General features: G+C 65.7%; 16 protein-coding genes. 5 read left to right on the top strand and 11 right to left on the bottom strand.

Going from position 1 to position 18,254, the window contains the following annotated elements:
• The first annotated feature begins 6 nt into the window (after positions 1-6).
• Complete coding sequence (locus tag AC2FAN_RS04965; RefSeq protein WP_485172920.1) at positions 7-2,112, top strand: 3-hydroxyacyl-CoA dehydrogenase NAD-binding domain-containing protein; 2,106 nt, start codon at positions 7-9, stop codon at positions 2,110-2,112.
• Positions 2,109-3,917: an acyl-CoA dehydrogenase gene (locus AC2FAN_RS04960; RefSeq protein WP_485172919.1), complete on the top strand. Its 1,809-nt coding sequence runs from the start codon at positions 2,109-2,111 to the stop codon at positions 3,915-3,917. The genes AC2FAN_RS04965 and AC2FAN_RS04960 overlap by 4 nt, the downstream gene beginning before the upstream one ends.
• An 85-nt stretch (positions 3,918-4,002) precedes the next feature.
• Here AC2FAN_RS04960 and AC2FAN_RS04955 read toward each other — a convergent pair whose 3' ends face one another.
• The 10 genes from AC2FAN_RS04955 to AC2FAN_RS04910 form a co-directional block, all read right to left on the bottom strand.
• Complete coding sequence (locus AC2FAN_RS04955; protein WP_485172918.1) at positions 4,003-5,181, bottom strand: ABC transporter substrate-binding protein; 1,179 nt, start codon at positions 5,179-5,181, stop codon at positions 4,003-4,005.
• A gap of 64 nt (positions 5,182-5,245) precedes the next feature.
• Positions 5,246-5,941, bottom strand: a complete 696-nt coding sequence (locus AC2FAN_RS04950) for an ABC transporter ATP-binding protein (RefSeq protein WP_485172917.1) — start codon at positions 5,939-5,941, stop codon at positions 5,246-5,248.
• A complete protein-coding gene (locus AC2FAN_RS04945; protein WP_485172916.1) occupies positions 5,941-6,651 on the bottom strand; it encodes an ABC transporter ATP-binding protein in 711 nt (236 codons plus the stop codon). The genes AC2FAN_RS04950 and AC2FAN_RS04945 overlap by 1 nt, the downstream gene beginning before the upstream one ends.
• Positions 6,648-7,607 (bottom strand): branched-chain amino acid ABC transporter permease, encoded by a 960-nt coding sequence (locus AC2FAN_RS04940; protein ID WP_485172915.1) that lies wholly within the window; start codon positions 7,605-7,607, stop codon positions 6,648-6,650. The genes AC2FAN_RS04945 and AC2FAN_RS04940 overlap by 4 nt, the downstream gene beginning before the upstream one ends.
• Before the next feature lie 41 nt (positions 7,608-7,648).
• Entirely contained in the window at positions 7,649-8,497 is an 849-nt protein-coding gene (locus tag AC2FAN_RS04935) for a branched-chain amino acid ABC transporter permease (protein WP_485172914.1), read from the bottom strand.
• Positions 8,498-8,500: 3 nt separating this feature from the next.
• Complete coding sequence (locus AC2FAN_RS04930; RefSeq protein WP_485172913.1) at positions 8,501-9,274, bottom strand: SDR family NAD(P)-dependent oxidoreductase; 774 nt, start codon at positions 9,272-9,274, stop codon at positions 8,501-8,503.
• A 7-nt stretch (positions 9,275-9,281) separates the two neighbouring features.
• Entirely contained in the window at positions 9,282-10,058 is a 777-nt protein-coding gene (locus tag AC2FAN_RS04925) for an SDR family NAD(P)-dependent oxidoreductase (RefSeq protein WP_485172912.1), read from the bottom strand.
• Complete coding sequence (locus tag AC2FAN_RS04920; protein WP_485172911.1) at positions 10,055-10,255, bottom strand: hypothetical protein; 201 nt, start codon at positions 10,253-10,255, stop codon at positions 10,055-10,057. Before AC2FAN_RS04920 ends, AC2FAN_RS04925 begins: the two co-directional genes overlap by 4 nt.
• A 105-nt stretch (positions 10,256-10,360) precedes the next feature.
• Positions 10,361-11,155, bottom strand: coding sequence for an enoyl-CoA hydratase/isomerase family protein (locus tag AC2FAN_RS04915; RefSeq protein WP_485172910.1), 795 nt, complete (start codon positions 11,153-11,155; stop codon positions 10,361-10,363).
• Between the two features lie 149 nt (positions 11,156-11,304).
• Positions 11,305-12,654 (bottom strand): acetyl-CoA C-acyltransferase family protein, encoded by a 1,350-nt coding sequence (locus AC2FAN_RS04910; protein WP_485172909.1) that lies wholly within the window; start codon positions 12,652-12,654, stop codon positions 11,305-11,307.
• Between the two features lie 210 nt (positions 12,655-12,864).
• Here AC2FAN_RS04910 and AC2FAN_RS04905 point away from each other — a divergent pair, with 210 nt between their 5' ends.
• Entirely contained in the window at positions 12,865-15,231 is a 2,367-nt protein-coding gene (locus tag AC2FAN_RS04905) for a hypothetical protein (protein WP_485172908.1), read from the top strand.
• 125 nt (positions 15,232-15,356) lie between these two features.
• Positions 15,357-16,259 (top strand): HNH endonuclease, encoded by a 903-nt coding sequence (locus AC2FAN_RS04900; RefSeq protein ID WP_485172907.1) that lies wholly within the window; start codon positions 15,357-15,359, stop codon positions 16,257-16,259.
• A gap of 308 nt (positions 16,260-16,567) precedes the next feature.
• On the opposite strand, the gene AC2FAN_RS04895 is transcribed toward AC2FAN_RS04900, so the two are convergent.
• Positions 16,568-17,284, bottom strand: a complete 717-nt coding sequence (locus AC2FAN_RS04895; protein WP_485172906.1) for a GntR family transcriptional regulator — start codon at positions 17,282-17,284, stop codon at positions 16,568-16,570.
• Positions 17,285-17,468: 184 nt separating this feature from the next.
• Between AC2FAN_RS04895 and AC2FAN_RS04890 the strand changes: the two genes are divergently transcribed.
• The gene (locus tag AC2FAN_RS04890) at positions 17,469-18,251 is read left to right on the top strand and encodes a citryl-CoA lyase (protein WP_485172905.1); all 783 of its coding nucleotides are present in this window, start codon (positions 17,469-17,471) and stop codon (positions 18,249-18,251) included.
• The last annotated feature ends 3 nt before the right edge of the window (positions 18,252-18,254 follow it).

Raw genomic sequence — 18,254 nt, 5'->3', positions numbered from 1 at the left:
GCCGACATGACGTTCCCATCCCTTGTCCGTACCGCACTGGACGGCACCGTCGGGGTGCTGACCATCGCCAATCCCCCGGTTAACAGCCTCTCCGCCGCCGTCCGGCGTGACCTAACGGTCGCGCTGTCGCGCGCAGTCATCAACGGCGTCAGCGGCGTCGTCCTCCTCGGCGATGGCGGGCACTTCTCCGCCGGCGCCGACATCCAGGAGTTCGACAACGGGCTCGATCCGACGGCGCCCGATCCGAATGATCTTCACGCAGCGATCGAGGCCTCGCCGGTGCCGGTGGTCGTGGCCATTCGCGGCACGGCGCTCGGCGGAGGACTCGAACTCGCTCTCGCCTGCCATGGCCGCGTCGCCAGCCCGGAGGCCCGGATCGGCCTGCCCGAGGTGAAGCTCGGGCTGCTGCCGGGCGGTGGGGGAACGCAACGCTTGCCTCGCGTTGCGAAAGCGGCCGTCGCGGCCGGAATGATCGCCAGTGGACGCATCCTCGGCGCGGCGGAAGCACAAGCAGCCGGGATCGTTGATCGCATCGGGGACGACCCGGTGGCAGAGGCGATGATCCTGATCGAGGAACTCGGTTCGGCCCCTCCGACCGCCATCTCAAGCCGGGCTCTGCCGCCCGATCTCGCCGAGGCCATCGAGGTCGCGCGCGCGGGCATCTCGGCCAAAAGCCCCCATGCGGAAGCTGCGCGCACCGCGCTCGACGCCGTGGCACAGGCCCTGCTCCGCTCCTTCCCGGAAGCGCTCGCCGCGGAGCGCCGGCTCTTCCTGGGCTTGATAGAATCGACAACCTCGCGCGCATTGCGCCACCTCTTCTTCGCGGAGCGCGCCGCCGCCGGAACGCCCGGCATCGGCAAGGGTACGCGGACGCGCCCGGTCGAGGCTGTCGGCGTCATCGGGGCCGGCACGATGGGCGCCGGCATCGCCATGGTCTTCGCCAATGCGGGTCTGCCGGTCACGCTGATCGAGCGTGATGCGGCGGGGCTGGAGCGCGGCCTCATGCGTATCCGGGACGTCTATGGCCGCGCCGTCGCCAAGGGTGATCTCACGGCTGAAGCCGCGCAAGGACGGTTGCAGCAGATCACCGGGAAGACGGAGATCGCGGCGCTGTCCAAGGCCGATCTCGTCATCGAGGCCGCTTTCGAGGAGATGCAGGTCAAGCTCGCGATCTTCGGAGAGCTCGACAAGGTTGCAAAGCGCGGCGCGATTCTCGCCACCAACACCTCGGCGCTCGACGTCGATGTCATCGCCGCCGCGACCTCGCGTCCGGCCGATGTCGTCGGGCTGCATTTCTTCAGCCCGGCCCATGTCATGCGGCTGCTCGAGATCGTGTGCGCCAGGGAAACCGCGCCGGACGTGCTGGCGACGGTGATCCGGCTCGCCCGCAAGACCGCCAAGACGCCCGTGGTGGTCGGCGTCTGCGACGGCTTTCTCGCCAACCGCCTGCTCTATCCCTATCTGCGCCAGGCCGATCTGATGCTGGAGGAGGGAGCGCTGCCGGAGCAGATCGATGGCGCTCTCAATGCGTTCGGCCTGGCCATGGGCCCCTGTGCCATGCTCGACATGGCCGGTCAGGATGTGGCCTGGCAGGTCCGCCAGCGCCAGCTCAAGGACTGGAGCCCGGCAAGGCGCTACTCCCGCCTGGCCGACCTTCTGGTAGAGCAAGGGCGACTCGGCTCGAAGACCGGAGCGGGCTGGTATCGCTATTCAGGCCGACAGAAGGAGGCCGATCCGGCCATCGAAGCGATGATCCTTCAGGAATCCGACCGGCTCGGCGTCACCCGACGCGCCATCTCCGAAGAGGAGATCGTCAAGCGGGCGCTCTACGCCATCGTCAATGAAGGCGCCTTCGCGCTGGCCGACGGCACGGTGCAGCGCGCCTCCGACATCGATGTTGCCTATACGCAGGGCATGGGCTTCCCGGCTGCGCGAGGCGGCCCGATGTTCTGGGCCGATACGGTGGGGCTCGCGGCGATCTACGCGGATATCCTCTCGTTTGGAGCCGGCGGCGATGCGAACTGGCGCCCGGCGCCACTGCTGAAGGAACTGGCCGAGAGCGGCCGGAGCTTCGCCGATCATGATCGCGAGCGGCGTGCGGAGGCGGCATGAGCTTTCTCGACGAACGCGACCTGTCCTTCTGGCTCTACGATTGGCTGGATGCCGAGCAACTGACAGGCGGGCCGCGCTTCGCTGAGCATTCGCGCGAGACCTTCGACGCTGTGCTCGACCTCAGCGCGAAGCTGGCCGCCTCACATTTCGCGACCCACTACAAGAAATCCGATCGCGTCGAGCCAGCTCTCGATGGCGAGACGGTGCATGTCCTGCCCGAGATCGGGCAGGCGCTGAAAGCGGCCGCGGACATGGGCCTTTTCGCTGCTGATTTCGACAGCGAGGTCGGCGGGCTGCAACTGCCAAAGCTCGTCCAAACCGCCTCGATGGCACATTTCATGGCGGCGAACATCGCGACATCGGCCTATGTCATGCTGACTCAGGCGAATGCCCGGCTGATCTGCAATTTCGGCACGGAGGCCCAGATCGAGGCCTTCGCACTGCCTCAGATCGAGGGCCGCTGGTTCGGCACGATGTGCCTCTCCGAGCCGCAGGCGGGCTCCTCGCTTGCCGACATCACCGCCCGCGCCGCCCCCGATGGCGAGGACGGGCTCGGCTCGCGCTATCGTCTGGCCGGCACCAAGATGTGGATATCGGGCGGTGACCAGGACATCTCGGAGAATATCGTACATCTCGTGCTGGCCAAGATCCCGGATGCATCCGGTGTGCTTCTGCCCGGAGTCGGCGGCATCTCACTCTTCATCGTCCCGAAGCTGCTGCCGGACGGCATCCGCAACGACATTGCCGTCGCCGGGCTGAACCACAAGATGGGTTATCGCGGCACCAGCAACTGCCTGCTCAATTTTGGCGAGGGCACGCGCCACCGTCCCGGCGGCGCTGCCGGCGCGATCGGCTACCGCGTCGGCGAGGGCGGCAGCGGGCTCGCCCAGATGTTCCAGATGATGAACGAGGCCCGTATCTCGGTCGGCCTCGGCGCGGCGGCGCTGGCAGCGCGCGGTTACCGCCAGTCCCTCAGCTACGCACGCGAACGGCCGCAGGGCCGGCCGCTCGGCGCCAAGGACCCTGCTGCGAAGCAACGGCCGATCATCGAGCACCCCGATGTGAAGCGCATGCTCCTCGCCCAGAAGGCTTATGCCGAGGGAGCGCTGGCGCTGATCCTCTATTGCGCGCGGCTGATCGACCGCGAGGAAACAGCCGAGAACCCGGAAAACAAGGCCCATGCCGAGGCCCTGCTCGGCCTGCTGACGCCCGTTGCGAAAAGCTGGCCGTCTGAATTCGGCCTCGCCGCCAATGATCTCGCGATCCAGATCCATGGCGGCTACGGCTACACGCGCGATTTCGACGTCGAGCAACTCTATCGCGACAACCGCCTCAACCCGATCCATGAGGGCACGCACGGCATCCAGGCGATCGACCTGCTCGGCCGCAAGATCCTGCGGGATCGCGGCCAGGCACTCGCCTTGCTGGGCGAGGAGATCGACGCCACGATCGCGCGCGCCCGGCGGATGCCGCAACTGGCCGATCTCGCCGGTTTACTCGACGAAAGCTGGCATGCGGTCGGCGAGACCGTCGAGGCATTGTCGGCGCTCGGGGATCCGGCCGGCGCACTGCTCAACGCATCGAATTTTCTGACCGGTTTCGGCCATGTCGTCGTCGGCTGGCTCTGGCTCGACCAGGCTTGCGCGCTGCTCGCGAAAGGCGGCGAGCCGGACGCCTTCGCCCGCGGCAAGCTGCGGGCCTGCCGCTACCACTACGAGGCCGAATTGCCGAAGGCGCGCCAGAATCTCGCCTTCGTAGCGAGCCTCAACACTACCGCCGGGCTGACGCGGCTGGACGAGTTCTGAGGCACCGGCCCAACGGCCACGTGGACCGCTCACATGCAAAAAGGCCGGGGCGTGAGCCCCGGCCTTCGCTTTCGCAGGTGAGAACTTATTTGGCCTTGCAGACCACCTCAGGAGCCACGTCGGCCGCCGCAACCGTCGTCTTCACGACCGGACGCAGCTCGCCATTGACCGCTTCGACGACGCCGAAATAGTTCGGCTTCAGCAGCTGGCGGTCCTCGGCGCGCAGCACGAGCTTGCCCATGATCGTGTCGTAGGTCTTCCCCGGCAGCGCCTTGACGATGTCGTCCGTCTTGACGCTCTTGGCGTCCTTCACCGCCTGGAAGAGCACCTGGTAGCCGAGATAGGCCTCACCCTCGAAATTGGTCGGCGGCACCTTGTACTTGTCGGTCCAGGCCTTCACGAAGGCCTTGTTCTCCGGCGTATCGAGTGTCGAGGAATAATTGATGATGCCGAAGACGCCCTTGGCGGAATCGCCCAACGTCTTGACCGTGCCGTCGGTAGTGAAGCTGACGCCGGCGACGGTGATCGCGTCCGTCAGGCCGAATTGCTTTGACTGCTGAGCGAAGTTGACGGCATCGCGCCCGGCGAGCACGACCCAGACGCCTTCGGCGCCGGCCTTCTTGATCTGCTCGATATAGGGGGCGAAGTCGTTGGTGTTGGCCGGCGGGAAGAGCTCCGCGACCATGTTGCCGCCGGTTTCCTTGACAGCCTTCGAGAACAGATCGGCCGAGCCGCGGCCCCAGGCGATGTCGATCGCGACCACCGCCCATTTCTTCTCCTTGCGCTCCTTGAGCCATGGCTTCACCGTCGCGGCATCCATTGCCGACTGGGTGTTGACTCGGAAGACGCGCGGCGCGCAGTTCGCGCCGGTCAATTCATCGGCCTTGTTGACGACGGAGATGTAGAGCGAGCCCCAGCGCTGCATCAGCGGCGCGATCGCGAGGCCTTCGCCGGAGGCGATCATGCCGGTGATGACCGGATAGCCTTCCATGACGAGCTTCTCGACCTGCCGGCGGGCGACGTCGGGCTTGGCCTCCGTGTCGTAGGACTTGAACTCGACCTTGTGGCCGTCGACACCGCCAGCCGCGTTCGCCTCGTCGATGGCGAAGCGACTGGCACGCATCACCTCCTCGCCAAGCGAGGCATAGGTGCCGGACATGTCGGTCGCGACGCCGATCTTTAGTGGATCGGCGGCGAGCGCCGCGCCGGAGACCGAGAGCATGGCGCCGAACGCGACGCCGGTCATCATTACTGCCTTGAACATCTCTTCGTTCCTCCCTGAGATTGGCCTTTTACGGCATGGTTTGCCCGCTTCTGCGGCGGGCTGATCAGATGGCGATGTGCTTGTGGAAGTCCTCCGCCTCGATCTCGGCGAGTGAACCGGAGGCGGCGACGGCTCCCTTCGACAGGACGTAGAAGCGTTCGGCGACACGTCGGATCAGCCCAACGCTTTGCTCGATCAACAGGATGCCCATGCCCTGGTCGCCGAGCCTGACGAGCAAGTCGGCGAGTTCATCGACAATGACGGGCGCCAGCCCCTCGCTCGGCTCATCGAGGATGAGCAGGTCCGGATTGGCCATCAGCGCTCGGCCGATGGCGAGCATCTGCTGCTGCCCGCCGGAGAGCGCGAGGCCGGGGCTGGCCTTGCGCTCCTCCAGGATGGGGAAGAGTGCCTTGACGCTCTCCAGCGTCCAGGGGCCGCGCCGGCGCGTCGCGGTGCCGAGCAGGAGGTTTTCCTCGACCGTCAGGTTGCCGATGATACCGCGTCCCTGCAAAACGACCGAGATACCGTTCTTGGCCGCGGTGTAGCGGCGCAGATCGCGCACCTCTTCGCCGCGAATCTCGACGTGGCCGCGTTCGATCCGGGTGACGCCGCAGAGCGTGTTGACCACCGTGGTCTTGCCGACGCCGTTGCGCCCGACCAGCGCGACGCGCTCGCCCGCGCCAATCTCGAAGCTGACGCCGTTGAGGATGCGGGCCTGTCCGTAGAGCGCGTGGACGTCATGGAAGGAAAGCAGTGTCATCACGCCTCCGTCCCGAGATAGGCGGTGACGACGCGTTGGTCGGCCCTGATTTCCCCGACATTGCCTTCAGCTAGCGTCTCGCCGAGATGCAGCACGGTGATGCCGTCGCAGATCGAGAACACGACCTGCATATCGTGTTCGACCAGCAGAACCGTGACGTTCCAGCGGTTGGCGAGGTCGCGCAGGATCGTCGCGAGCCCATGCGATTCCTCGACCGTCAGCCCGGCTGCCGGTTCGTCGAGCAGCAGCACGCTCGGGCGGCCCACGAGGGCGAGCGCAAGATCAAGCCGCCGCTGGTCGCCATAGCTGATCTCGGCCGCCGGCATCCGCGCCAGGGCGGTGAGGTTGAGCTCTTCCATCACCTCCTCGACGCCGGCCTCGGCGACGGCCCAGGACGCGATGCGCAATTGCTGCTCGACGCTCAGCATCGGGAAGATGTTGGTGCGCTGGAACGAGCGCGCGAGCCCGAGCCTGCGTCGCTCCTGTGGTTTCAGCCGCGAGACATCTTTTCCGTCGAGTAGAACCCGGCCGGGCTGGCCGCGGACTCGGCCGGATAGCACGTCGATCAGGGTCGACTTGCCAGCGCCGTTAGGGCCGATCAGCCCCCGGATTTCGCCGCGCCGCACCGTGATGTCGACGCCCTTCAGCGCCCGGAAACCGCCATAGCGACGTTCGAGACCGATGCCCTGGATCGCGATCGCCTCGCTCATGGCTGTCTCCGCATCCTGAGCCAGCCAGCTTTCAGCAGGCCAACGATACCCTGCGGCATGACGAGCGTGACGACAACGAGCACGCTTCCGACGATCGCCGGCCAGTATTCGGCGAAACGCCCGGCGAAATCCTTGAGGATGAAGAAGCAGACGGCGCCGATCGCGGGGCCGAGGATGAACTGCGCGCCGCCGACCACGGCCATGATCAGGGCAGAGCCCGACAGGCTCCAGTGGAACATCTGCGGGGCGATGTAGCCGTTATAGGTCGCCTGCAGCAGGCCAGCGATGGCAGCGAGTAACGCCGAGATCGCGTAGACGATCGCGGGCGGGATTGTGGTGTCGTGGCCGATGAAGCGGGCGCGCTCGGCATTGTCGCGCACCGCGGCCGCGATCTGGCCCATCCGGCTGTTGGCGAAAAGGGCCAGACCGAGCAGGGCCAGCACCAGAATGGTCCAGGCGACGACGACCATCACCGACGGATCCTGCAACAAGCTGGAATCGAACCCGAAAATGCGCGGCGGAAGGTTGAACGACATACCGTCGTCACCCTTGGCCAATTCCCTCCAACGGAAGGCGATTTCGTAGAAGGCTTGCCCTACCGCGAGCGTCAGCATGGCATGCGCAACGCCGGCGATGCGGGCGAAGACGAGGCCGAGGAGGAAGGCGACGAGCGTCGGCAAGGCGAGCGCGGTCAGGAAGGCAAGTTCTGCGGCCATAAGCCCGCGGGCGACCAGCACCCCGAAGGCATAGCCGCCGAGCCCGAAGAATGCGGCCTGACCAAAACTGACGCGGCCGTTTTGCAGCACGAGGAAGCCAACGCTGGTCGCGAGAAGCGCGTCGAAGATCGCCTGCGTCGCTAGCGAAAGCGTAAGCTGGTATGGGACCAGCCACGGCGTGGCCGCGCCGAGCCCAAGCGCCACCGCGGCGATGGCGAGCAGGCGGCCCGTCCGCGGCATGTCCCGCCTCGGGGCAGCGATGCCATTATGGGCGAAGGCGCTCATGTCCGCGACCCCGCGAAGCCAGTCGGCCGCCAGATCAGGATGCCGATCATCAGCAGGAAGGGCAGCATGGTCGCAGCCCAGGGCAGGTAGATCGCGCCGAGATTATGGATCTGGCCGATCAGCAGCGCCGCGAAGAAGGCACCTGCGAAGCTGCCGAGGCCGCCGATCACCACGACGATGAAGGAATCGATCAGGATGTAGTTGCCCATAGTCGGCGAGAGCGTCAGCAGCGGCCCGGCAACGACGCCGGAGAGCCCTGCGAGCGCCGTGCCGAGACCGACCACCACCAGGCTCAGCCGGTCAACGTCGATGCCCTGGATCGAAGTGACGTGCGGATTGGTGCTGGCGGCGCGGACATAGAGGCCCATCCGCGTGAAACGCAGCCAGGCCGCGAGCCCGCTCGCAACGAGCAGGCTCACCGCGATGATGAAGAGCCGGTAGATCGGGAAAGGCGAACCCGCGATCGTGACCGTGCCGTCGAGTAGCTTCGGAACAGGATAGCTCAAATAAGCCTTGCCCCAGGTCACCGTGACCACGGTCTCTAGGATTAGCAGCAGGCCGAAGGTGATCAGCACCGTGACGATATGGTCGTGCTTGCGCAGGCTGCGGAAGACCAGCCCGTCGAGCAGGCAGCCTACCGCCGCCATCGCCACCACCGAGACCAGCAGCCCGAGCCACCAGTGACCGGCCGCGGCCAGCGTGAAGCCGATATAGGAGCCGAGCATGAACAGCGCTCCATGCGCGAAGTTCACCACCTCGCGCAGGCCGAAGATCAGCACGAGCCCGACGGCCAGCAGATAGAGCAGGCCGCCATAGACGATGCCGTTGAGAAGCTGGATCGTCATGCGCTAGCCCGCCGTATAGCCGCCATCGACATAGATGGTCTGGCCGGTGATGTAGGAGGCGGCGCGGGACGCGAGGAAGACGATCAGCCCCGTCACGTCCTCGACCTCGCCGAGACGTCCGATGGCCGAGCGCTGCAGCACCTTGTCGTAGAGTTGTGGCTGGGTGCGGATCAGCTCGCGGTTGAGATCGGTGACGATGACGGTCGCGCCGATGGTGTTGACGGTGACGCCGTGCTTGCCGAGTTCGAAAGCCATCGCCGCACCGAAATTCGCCAGCCCGGCCTTGGCGGCGCAATAGGCGGTGCGGTTCGCCATGCCCCGGCCCGACAGGATCGAGCCCATGTTGAGGATGCGGCCGTAACCGCGCTCGCTCATCACCGGCGCGAAAGCGCGCGAGCAGAGAAAGGCGCCGGTCAGGCTGACGTCGACGACGCTCTGCCAATCGGCCAGCGTGGTCTCGGCAAGTTGTTTCGGCGAGGTGACACCGGCATTGTTGAACAGAATATCGGCGCGCCCGAAGGTGGCAAGCACGGCATCGCGCGCCGCTGCGACCGAGCTTTCGTCGGTGACGTCAGCCTCTACGATGAGCGCGCGGCGCCCCGCCGCCTCGACCGCCTGTGCCGTGCGCTCGAGCTTCTCCCGGTTGCGGCCCAACACGGCGACATCGGCGCCAGCAGCCGCTAGCGCCTCGGCGGCGGCGGAGCCGATGCCGCCGCTGCCGCCGGTCACCACCGCGGCGAGGCCGTTGAGACGGAATGGATCGGAATGCGTCGCCATGGCGGCCTCACATCGCCATCTGGCCGCCGTCGACCGGCATCGCGATGCCGGTGATGACGCGCGCCTCGTCCGAGGCGAGGAACAGGGCGGCAGCAGCGATATCCTCCGGCTCCGGCATCCGGGCGAGCGGGATGGTGGCGCGGAAGCGCTTCATCGCCTCGTCGCGGTCGCCGGCCATGCCAGGCAGGAAGGCCGAGAGCATCGGCGTCTCTGTCACCGTTGGGCAGATCGCGTTGACGCGGATGTTCTGCGGCGCGAGCTCGAGCGCGAGACTGCGCACCAGCCCGACGATGCCGTGCTTGGCCACGGTATAGAGGCTGAAATTGGGCTTGGCCTTCAACCCTTGTAGCGAGGAGGTGAACAGCAGCGCGGCCCCGGCGGGATTGCCGGCTGCGCTCTGGCGCAGGGCCGGCAAGGCGGCGCGTGTCATCTTGAGGACGCCCAGCAGGTTGACGCTCAGCACGCGCTCCAGCGTCGCGTCATCGATCGCCTCGAAGGCGCCGGTGAACGGCCCACCGGCATTGTTGTGCAGGATGTCGAGCGCGCCGAACCGCTCCAGTGCGAAGGCGACGGCCCGCGCACAATCCTCGCTGCTGGTGTGATCGCAGTGGCAATAGGCGGCATTTGCGCCGATCTCGCCGACGACGGCCTCGCCGGCCGCGTCGGCGATGTCGGTGACGAGCACTTTGGCGCCCTCAACCGCGAAGCGCCGCGCCACCGCCCTGCCGAGCCCGGACCCGGCGCCGGTGACGAGGGCAAACCTGCCTTGAAGCCGCCCGGTCACGAACGGGCCTCCGCCAGCAGGATGGAGGGCTGCGCGGCGACGACAACCATGGCAGCGATCCGCCCGCGCAACTGGGCGGCCTGGCCCGTCAGAAGTGGATCCTGCGTGGCGCAGAGCCGCTCGGCATCGGCGAGCATCCGCGTCAGGATCGCATAGGCGTCCTCGTTGCACGATTCACGGCGACGCTCATCGCCCATCGGCTGCTTCCTTCCCGTTCGGCGGCCTCTTCTGTCACGGCTTGCCGTGCGCGGGCCTTGTTAATGGTCTTGGTGCGCCTTGCGGCGCAGGTGGGCGCGGTGCCGTCAGCTCTGGTAGACCGGCTTGCGTTTTTCCTTGAAGGCGAGCAGGCCCTCCGTCGCATCCGGCTCGGTGGTCGCGTAGTTCAGGACAAAGTCCATTTCATAGCGCAATCCTTCCTCCAGATCGGAGGTCAGGGTCCTGTTGGCTAGGTGCTTGGCCGAAGCCAGCCCGACCCGGCTCTTCTCCGCCAGTTGTCCGACGAGCCGGTCCAGAGCGGATTCGAGCTCGGCATGCGGCACGACCTCGTTGACGAGGCCGATCTCGAACGCCTGCTCGGCCGTCAGGAGCTGTCCGGTCAACATCAGATGCTTCGCCCGCAGCAGGCCGATCGCGCGCGGCAGGCGTTGCGAGCCGCCGGCGCCGGGCAACTGCCCGAAATTGAGATGGCCGTCGCCGATCCGCGCCGTGTCCGCCGCGAGGACGAGATCGCAGGCGAGCAGTAATTCGAGCCCGCCGGCAACGCAGACGCCGTTGATCAGGGCAACATAGATCTTCCTGGAGTTCTCGATGCCCGCGAGCATCGCGTAGAAATCCTCAAGGAAGCCGGAGAACTCTGCAGGTTGGCGATAAAGCCTGAGATAGCCGTCGAGATCGCCGCCGGCCGAGAAGCTGCGACCGCTGCCGATGATGCTGACGATGAAGACATCGTCCATCGCCTCGATCGCCTCGACGGCCTGCTTGAGCTCCCGCACAGTGGCCCAGTCCAGCGGATTGAGCTTGTCCGGCCGTTGGAGCGAAAGGCGCGCATGTCCGCCGACCTTGTCCAGTCCGACATTTGCCATTTCTGTCGTGAGCATCCCACCCTGCGGCAGCATCGTTTTTATTGAACCCATTGTCCGCTTGTCCGACAACGGGACGTTAGCATCACTGCCTGCTCCGTCAAGAGAGGAGTGATGCCGCGTTGCGCTTTTTGGCGTGCCGGAGTGCGAAAGCCCGCAAGGCCTCGTCAAACCCGCTCGAAGATCGCCGCAATGCCTTGCCCGCCTCCGATGCACATGGTCACCAGGGCGTAGCGACCGCCGACGCGCCGGAGTTCGTGAACCGCCTTCACGACGTTGATCGCCCCGGTCGCGCCGACCGGGTGGCCGAGAGAGATTCCGCTGCCGTTCGGATTGACGGTGGCCGGATCGAAATCGAGCTCGCGGGAGACGGCGCAGGCCTGCGCCGCAAAGGCCTCGTTCGATTCGATGACCGAGAGATCGCCGACCTTGAGCCCCGCTTTCGCCAGCGCCTGGCGCGTCGCGGGGACCGGGCCGATGCCCATATACTCCGGCTCCACGCCGGCATGGCCGTAGGCGACGAGCCGCGCCAGCGGCTTCGCGCCAGTCCTGCGGACGGCATCGCCGCTGGCGAGCACGACCGCCGCTGCACCATCGTTGATGCCGGAAGCGTTGCCGGCCGTGACCGAGCCCCCCTCTTTCTTGAAAACCGTACGCAGCCCCGAGAGATCGGCCTTCTTCACCTCGTGGCGAACATGCTCGTCCTCGGCGAAGACCGCCGGCCCAGAGCGCGTCTTGATCTCGATACCTGTGATCTGGTCCTTGAAGCGGCCTTCGCGGATTGCGCGGGACGCCCGCCGGTGGCTCTCGACGGCCAGCGCGTCCTGCGTCTGCCGATCGATGCCGTAGCGCGCGGCGACGTTTTCCGCTGTCACGCCCATCAGCATCCGGCCAAAAGGATCGCGTAGCGCACCGTCCAGCATGTCGACGACCACCGTATCGCCCATCTTCACGCCCCAGCGCATGGCAGGGGAGAGGAAGGGCGCGCGGCTCATGCTCTCGGAGCCACCGCCCAGTGCGGCCTCGGCGTCGCCGAGCAGAATTGCCTGCGCCGCCGTGATCACGGCCTGGAGCCCGGAGCCGCACAGGCGATTGACCGTCATCGCTGGCGTCTCGACGGGGACACCACCATTCACCGCCGCGACGCGCGCGATGTAGGCGTCACGCGGCTCGGTCTGGATGACCTGGCCCCAGGAGACATGGCCAATTTCGGAGGGTTCCACGCTGCTCTCGGCAACGGCACTCCTGACCAAAGTGCTCCCCAGCTCTCCGGGCGCAACATCCTTCAGTGACCCACCGAAAGTGCCAATCGCGCTTCGGCGCGCCGCAACAACAAAGACATCCGTCATCGAGAGATCCCAATCCCGCTCAGCAAGGTCATTGAGCTCACGATAATGTCGGCTTGTCCGACAATCAACATGCATCAGTCTGCCGGCTCGTCGATGGCGCGCCGATCTATCCGCGTGCACCGGCGCTATCGCGCTCATGGTGGCGAAGCCAATCCCCGCCTGCGGCATTGATACGTTTCAGTCGCTGGCCATGCCGATGCGAGCCAAGCACCGAGGTGGCTGCCATCCAACTGCGCGGGCCGCTCGATTCGTCCCGAGACTGCCGTGCACGTCCGCTTCGGGGCGGTGGCTCGGAGTCCGCAAATGGCGCTCAGCACTCTGAGTGAAACGAATCGGCTAGGTCCGGCAGCTCCCCAAATGCTGACATTTCGAGCCGACATGCCTACCGACGTGAACTCCCGCTTGCTTGCCACGAAAATCGCCGACTTCTGCCGGAAGCGACTGACCCAATTCCTTCACGCCGACACAGAACGACTGCAAGCCTATCTCGTCGATCTCATCTCACGCCGCGAATACCCACCGACCCGGGGCCGTGGCATCGACTGGCGGCTCATTGCGTATGATTGCGGCATCGACCATTTGCGCCTGGCCGCGATAAAGGAGGAAGTTCGCCCTGCTTTGGATGCGATCGTGCGGGCGTTCGACGCTGCGGCGGCCAGAGAGGCCCGGCCGCGCTTCGCCCTCCAGGCCGTTGTCGCCGTCAGCGAAGCGAGCCCGCCGGAACCACGCTCCTCCGCCGTCCGTCGCGTACGCTCTCAGCCCGACCTGTTCGCGCCGAACGATCACGGCGAGGCAGTGGATCGACTTCGACCAAGCCGGAAGCGGGGCGTAAAGCCGAAAGTCGTCGTCGATTTCCCCCAGCCACTTGATGATCGCTGGGAGGATCCGGCCAGCTTTCGTGAGGCGTTGATGCTGCACATGCAGCGCCATGGTGAAGCGTACTGGCACCTTCATCGCGCCATCGTCGATGCCGGGGAAAGCTTCGACATCAAGACCATCCGAAGCTGGGTTCAGGGAACGCGATCACCCACCAGCACCGACAGCATGGCGATCCTGCAACGCATCGAACGTCGCTATCGACTGCCGGAGGGATACTTTCGGGCGAAGTTGCCTCACCAGGGTCGGGCGGCCAGAGGGCACGAACTGGAAGATATCAGCCCGTCCGAGCGCCGACGCCTGGCCTGGCATCTCCCGGATAACTTCAATTCCCTGCCGCACGCGGAGCGGGAGAAGATCGTCGAGTGGGTCCGGCGCGTCATCATCAGCGGCGCGACGGACTATCGGCGGTTCCAGGCCGCGGCGGCCAAGCAGCGTTATGCGATCCGTTTTCCCGGCGTCGCATATGGCCGCCCCGAACCCATCCATGAACCCGGCCACAGCACTCCCCGGGACCAGGAGTTGCCGTTGACCGATCCGGATCTGCTGTCGGGCGTCGTCGACGCACCGCCCGATCTCACTATGGAAATGGCGGGCCTCGTGCGTTTCAAGACATCGACGCTGACGGCCCTCGGTCTCCAGCGCAACGGCGTCTGGGGTGAGGAAACGACGTCGCAGAAGATCGAGCATCTTGGCCTGATGCTCGGGGCGCTGGCGGCGTCGCCGAAGGGCGTCGTGCGTGGCTACGGCGTCCCGCTCGAACATCTCACGCTCGGCCTCCTCGTCTTCCCGGGCATCTGGGACTGGTACGTCCAATGGCGGGAACGGCGGCGTGGCTTCTATACCGCCTGGGAGGTGGACATGCTGCGCATCGCGCTTGCCATGACGCGCCAGGAGACCGGCTGGCTCCGGCAGCATCGTCATCTCGTTCAGCGGGTCCGCCCCATTCCGGGCCTCGTCTCGACCGACGAGATCGAGTGCGCGCGATCTGATTGGGACGGCGCTTGCGACGCCTTCTACAAGCACGCGACCGGACGCGCGAAGGAGATCCAACGCGTGGCGCGGGTCCACCGCGATCCGTTCGAGCCGATCATGCCGGTTCTCGAGGCGCCCAGCCCGGTCGGTGAGTATCGCAAGATCACCGAGGAGATACTGAAGCGGACACCCGATCCGAACCGCTATCCGCGCGGCGCCGCGGAGGCCGTGCGGGCCTTCCTGTTACTGCGCCTCGGCCTGCACCTCGGATTGCGGCAAAAGAACCTCCGGCAGCTCATGGTCTGCCCGCGAGGGCAATTTCCCCGGTCGGAACGTCAGCTCGAGGACGCGAAGCGCGGGGAATTGCGCTGGAGCGACAGGGATGGTGGCTGGGAAGTCCTCATCCCGGCCGTCGCATTCAAGAATGCGAACTCATCGTATTTCGGCAGCAAGCCATTCCGGCTGGTCCTGCCGAATCTCGGCCGCCTCTACGAGCATATCGAGACGTATATCTCCCGGCATCGGAAGGCCCTTCTTTCCGGCGCGGATGACCCAGGAACGTTCTTCGTGAAGACGGTGAAGCAGACGAGCACCGACCCCGCTTATGACCAGACCACCTTCTACGAAGCCTGGAGATTGACGATCCAACGCTACGGCATCTTCAACCCCTTCACCGGGCGGGGCGCAATCCGGGGCTTGCTCCCTCATGGTCCGCATAACGTTCGGGACGTGCTTGCGACGCATATCCTCAAGCAGACAGGCTCATACGAGCAGGCCAGCTACGCCATCCAGGACACTCCAGAGATGGTCCAGAACCATTACGGGCGCTTCCTTCCGCAGGACAAGGCGGCCTTGGCGGCGAAGATCCTGAACCAGGTTTGGGAAGCGGCTTAGAGCCGGGCCGCTCGTCGACTTCGACCGAGCGAACTTGGCGGCTTCCGTCAAAGCCCATGGCGGAAGCCGCCGCCTTCGACCATTCGGGGACTGGCCGGAATGGCTGACGCCCCTATGATACCGCGATGGCCTTCGGCGTCTTCATCCACCGTCCCGATTCGATCTACGACGACAGCCCGGCAGAACGCTATCAGTTCCCGCGACCGTATCTCGGCCGTGTGCAGGCCTGCATCGGCGACTGGATCATCTATTACGAACCCCGGAAGCTGAAGGGCACTCGCGGCTACTACGCGATCGCGCGGGTTCAAGAGGTCATCCCGGACCCTGCCGCCTCCGGCATGTACATCGCCATCATCGAGCCGGGCAGCTATCTCGACTTCGCCCGGCCAGTGCCGTTCACCGATGCCGCTGGCGCGCTGGTGGAAAGAGGTGTCCTGAACGAGGATGGACGCATCTCAGGCCGGGCGCAGGCCGCCGTTCGACCGATTTCGCCGACCGACTTCGATCGCATCCTCGCTCTCGGTCTGGATGAGCACAATGCCTTGCTGCCGAGGTTGGACCAGCCCGACGCCGGGACAGGCTTCGCCGAGACTCAGACGCCGTTCGTGTTTGAACAGGAGCGCGAGCGGCTGGGCATCATCACCAATCGGATCGTCCGGGATCGCGTGTTCCGGCGCGTGGTCCTCCGTGCGTACGATGAGCGGTGCGCCATCACCGGACTCAAGCTGATCAACGGCGGCGGTCGTGCCGAAGTCGACGCCGCGCATATTCGGCCCGTCGAGGCGAACGGCCCGGACATCGTCAACAACGGCATCGCGCTTTCCGGAACCGCCCACTGGATGTTCGATCGCGGCCTGATCACCCTTTCCGACGACCTCGACATCGTCATCTCCCGCCAGGCCAACGACCCGGACGGAATCCGCAGCTTCGTGAACAGGACCGGGCGGGCATTTGCGCCGCCCAATCCGCACGAGCGCCCCCACCCGCGCTTCCTGCAATGGCATCGGGAAAATTGCTTCAAGCAATAGTGCGGAGCGTGCGGTCCGCTTTCGGTCAAGGTGTCAATGTCGGCTCCTGGCGCCTCCGGGAAGTCAGGCGTCTAGATCGTTAGAAGGCTGGCTAGAATCCGAATCTGACCTTCGCCCCACACCGGCTGATCACCTAGACGGCGCCATTTGTGGATCTTCGAATATTCGCGAGGTAGCATTTAGTCATGTGCTGACCGGCTTTGCTAACCCGCACCGATGAATTCGTTTCAGGCCGGGCAAAGACGGCGCCTCCGCCTGCCAACGCCAGGTCTAGAGACCGAAGCGCGGTCAATCTCGCTTTGGACTTTCTATCGGGCAAACACGCGTTGGGGCATGGCCTCGGCCACCCGGATCGCACGCTGCAGGTGATCCCTGACATGCTGTTCCGCCAAAGCAGCATCGCCGGCCAGGATCGCGCGGGCGATCTCGCGGTGCTCGGCGAGGGAAGCGGCGATGTTTTCGACCGTCAGCGTGCCCGTCAGTTGGTACATGAGCGCGGGTAGCCGCAACTGCTTGGTCAGCCTGAGCAGCTGCTCGTTCCCGCTAGCTGCGACCACGGCATCGTGGAACCGGTGGTTTTCTTCGATGTAGTCAGGCCCTGCGGCGCGGGCGCGTTCATCCCAGATCGGCTCTATATCCTGCTCGAAACGCGACCTGGTCGCGGGATGTGCCATGGCCTCAGAGGCCAGCCTCGCTGCGAGCATCTCAAGTCCAAGTCGGATCTGAAAGAGCTCCTTCATCTCCTTGAGGGTGAGGCGGCGTACCATCGCTCCGCGGTGCGGAACGATCTCAAGAAGGCCTTCTGCCGACAAGCGCCGAAATGCCTCGCGTAGCGGGCCCCGGCTGACGCGAAGCTCCTGAGTCAGGTCTGCCTCGATGAGCCGTTGCCCCGGAGCGTAGCGGCCCTGAAGGACGCCGCTCCGCAGGTGCTCGAGGATGTATTCGACAGTGCCCCCGCGCTCCGGGCCGTCGAGGACCTCGGGGCCTGATGAAACGTCGGGCAGGTGATCCTCGAGTGTCGCCATGGTGATGGACCTACCAGCCTCCAACACGGTTGACAACATTTCGACCTGCAATATTGTCCTACAAACTTAGAAGACAAAATACACCGAACACGGCGAAGAGGAAACGCCCAAGTCCAGCCCAGACGCCAGTGCTCGGCTCTGCCGAGCCGACTCTCTTCGCGCGCCCGGCATCAGGAGAGGTGACATGTTGATTGGCAAGGCAGGTCCAGCGGTTACCAGCATCTGCATGTCGGAACCGCATCGCATCGAGATCCGCGGCAAGGATTTCACCAGCGAGATCATGGGCCATTACGGCTTCACCGATTTCTTCTTCTTCCTCGTCACGGGCCAGAAGCCGTCCGATCAGCAGCGCTATTTCCTCGACCTGCTGCTCGTCGCCATAGCGGAGCATGGTCTCACGCCGACCGCTCAGGCGGCGCGGATGACGCTGGCCGCGGCGCCGGACAGCCTGCAGGGCGCGGTCGCGGCTGGCATCCTCGGCTGCGGCACGGTCGTTCTGGGCACGGCGGAGCTCTGCGCCAAGGTCCTGGCCGAGGCGGCGGCGCGGGTCGATGCCGGCGAGGACCCCGACGCCGTCGTCAACGACATCGCTTCGAGCACGCGGCGCGCCGGCGGCAAGATGCCGGGCTTCGGCCATCCGATCCATCACCCTGTCGATCCGCGCACCGAGCGTATCTTCGACCTGGTCGAGGAGCGCGGCATCGCCGGCCGCCATCTCGACCTGTTGAAGCGGATGCGCGGCGCGGTCGCCACCGCCTGGGGACGCCCGATGCCGCTCAACGTCTCCGGCCCGATCGCGGCCGTGCTGATGGACCTCGATTTCCCGCACAGCATGATCAAGGCCGTGCCGATCCTGGCCCGCACCGCGGGCATCCTCGGGCATCTGGCCGAGGAACAGCGGCGCCCGATCGGCTTCCTCCTCGCACACCATGCCGAGGAAGCCGTCACCTACGACCCCGCGAACTGAGCT

This window comes from Allobosea sp. RIT-PG3_2, assembly GCF_057321085.1.
The sequence above is the reverse complement of the archived record's forward strand: the minus strand, read 5'-3'. Positions and strand labels throughout refer to the sequence as shown.

Coding starts and splice junctions, on each gene's coding strand:
- AC2FAN_RS04940 (WP_485172915.1), bottom strand. CDS start 7,607: ATGCCGCGGACGGGCCGCCTGCTCGCCATCGCCGCGGTGGCGCTTGGG.
- AC2FAN_RS04915 (WP_485172910.1), bottom strand. CDS start 11,155: ATGCTCACGACAGAAATGGCAAATGTCGGACTGGACAAGGTCGGCGGA.
- AC2FAN_RS04935 (WP_485172914.1), bottom strand. CDS start 8,497: ATGACGATCCAGCTTCTCAACGGCATCGTCTATGGCGGCCTGCTCTAT.
- AC2FAN_RS04965 (WP_485172920.1), top strand. CDS start 7: ATGACGTTCCCATCCCTTGTCCGTACCGCACTGGACGGCACCGTCGGG.
- AC2FAN_RS04905 (WP_485172908.1), top strand. CDS start 12,865: ATGCCTACCGACGTGAACTCCCGCTTGCTTGCCACGAAAATCGCCGAC.
- AC2FAN_RS04950 (WP_485172917.1), bottom strand. CDS start 5,941: ATGACACTGCTTTCCTTCCATGACGTCCACGCGCTCTACGGACAGGCC.
- AC2FAN_RS04900 (WP_485172907.1), top strand. CDS start 15,357: ATGGCCTTCGGCGTCTTCATCCACCGTCCCGATTCGATCTACGACGAC.
- AC2FAN_RS04945 (WP_485172916.1), bottom strand. CDS start 6,651: ATGAGCGAGGCGATCGCGATCCAGGGCATCGGTCTCGAACGTCGCTAT.
- AC2FAN_RS04955 (WP_485172918.1), bottom strand. CDS start 5,181: ATGTTCAAGGCAGTAATGATGACCGGCGTCGCGTTCGGCGCCATGCTC.
- AC2FAN_RS04920 (WP_485172911.1), bottom strand. CDS start 10,255: ATGGGCGATGAGCGTCGCCGTGAATCGTGCAACGAGGACGCCTATGCG.
- AC2FAN_RS04895 (WP_485172906.1), bottom strand. CDS start 17,284: ATGGCGACACTCGAGGATCACCTGCCCGACGTTTCATCAGGCCCCGAG.
- AC2FAN_RS04960 (WP_485172919.1), top strand. CDS start 2,109: ATGAGCTTTCTCGACGAACGCGACCTGTCCTTCTGGCTCTACGATTGG.
- AC2FAN_RS04930 (WP_485172913.1), bottom strand. CDS start 9,274: ATGGCGACGCATTCCGATCCATTCCGTCTCAACGGCCTCGCCGCGGTG.
- AC2FAN_RS04910 (WP_485172909.1), bottom strand. CDS start 12,654: ATGCCGCAGGCGGGGATTGGCTTCGCCACCATGAGCGCGATAGCGCCG.
- AC2FAN_RS04890 (WP_485172905.1), top strand. CDS start 17,469: ATGTTGATTGGCAAGGCAGGTCCAGCGGTTACCAGCATCTGCATGTCG.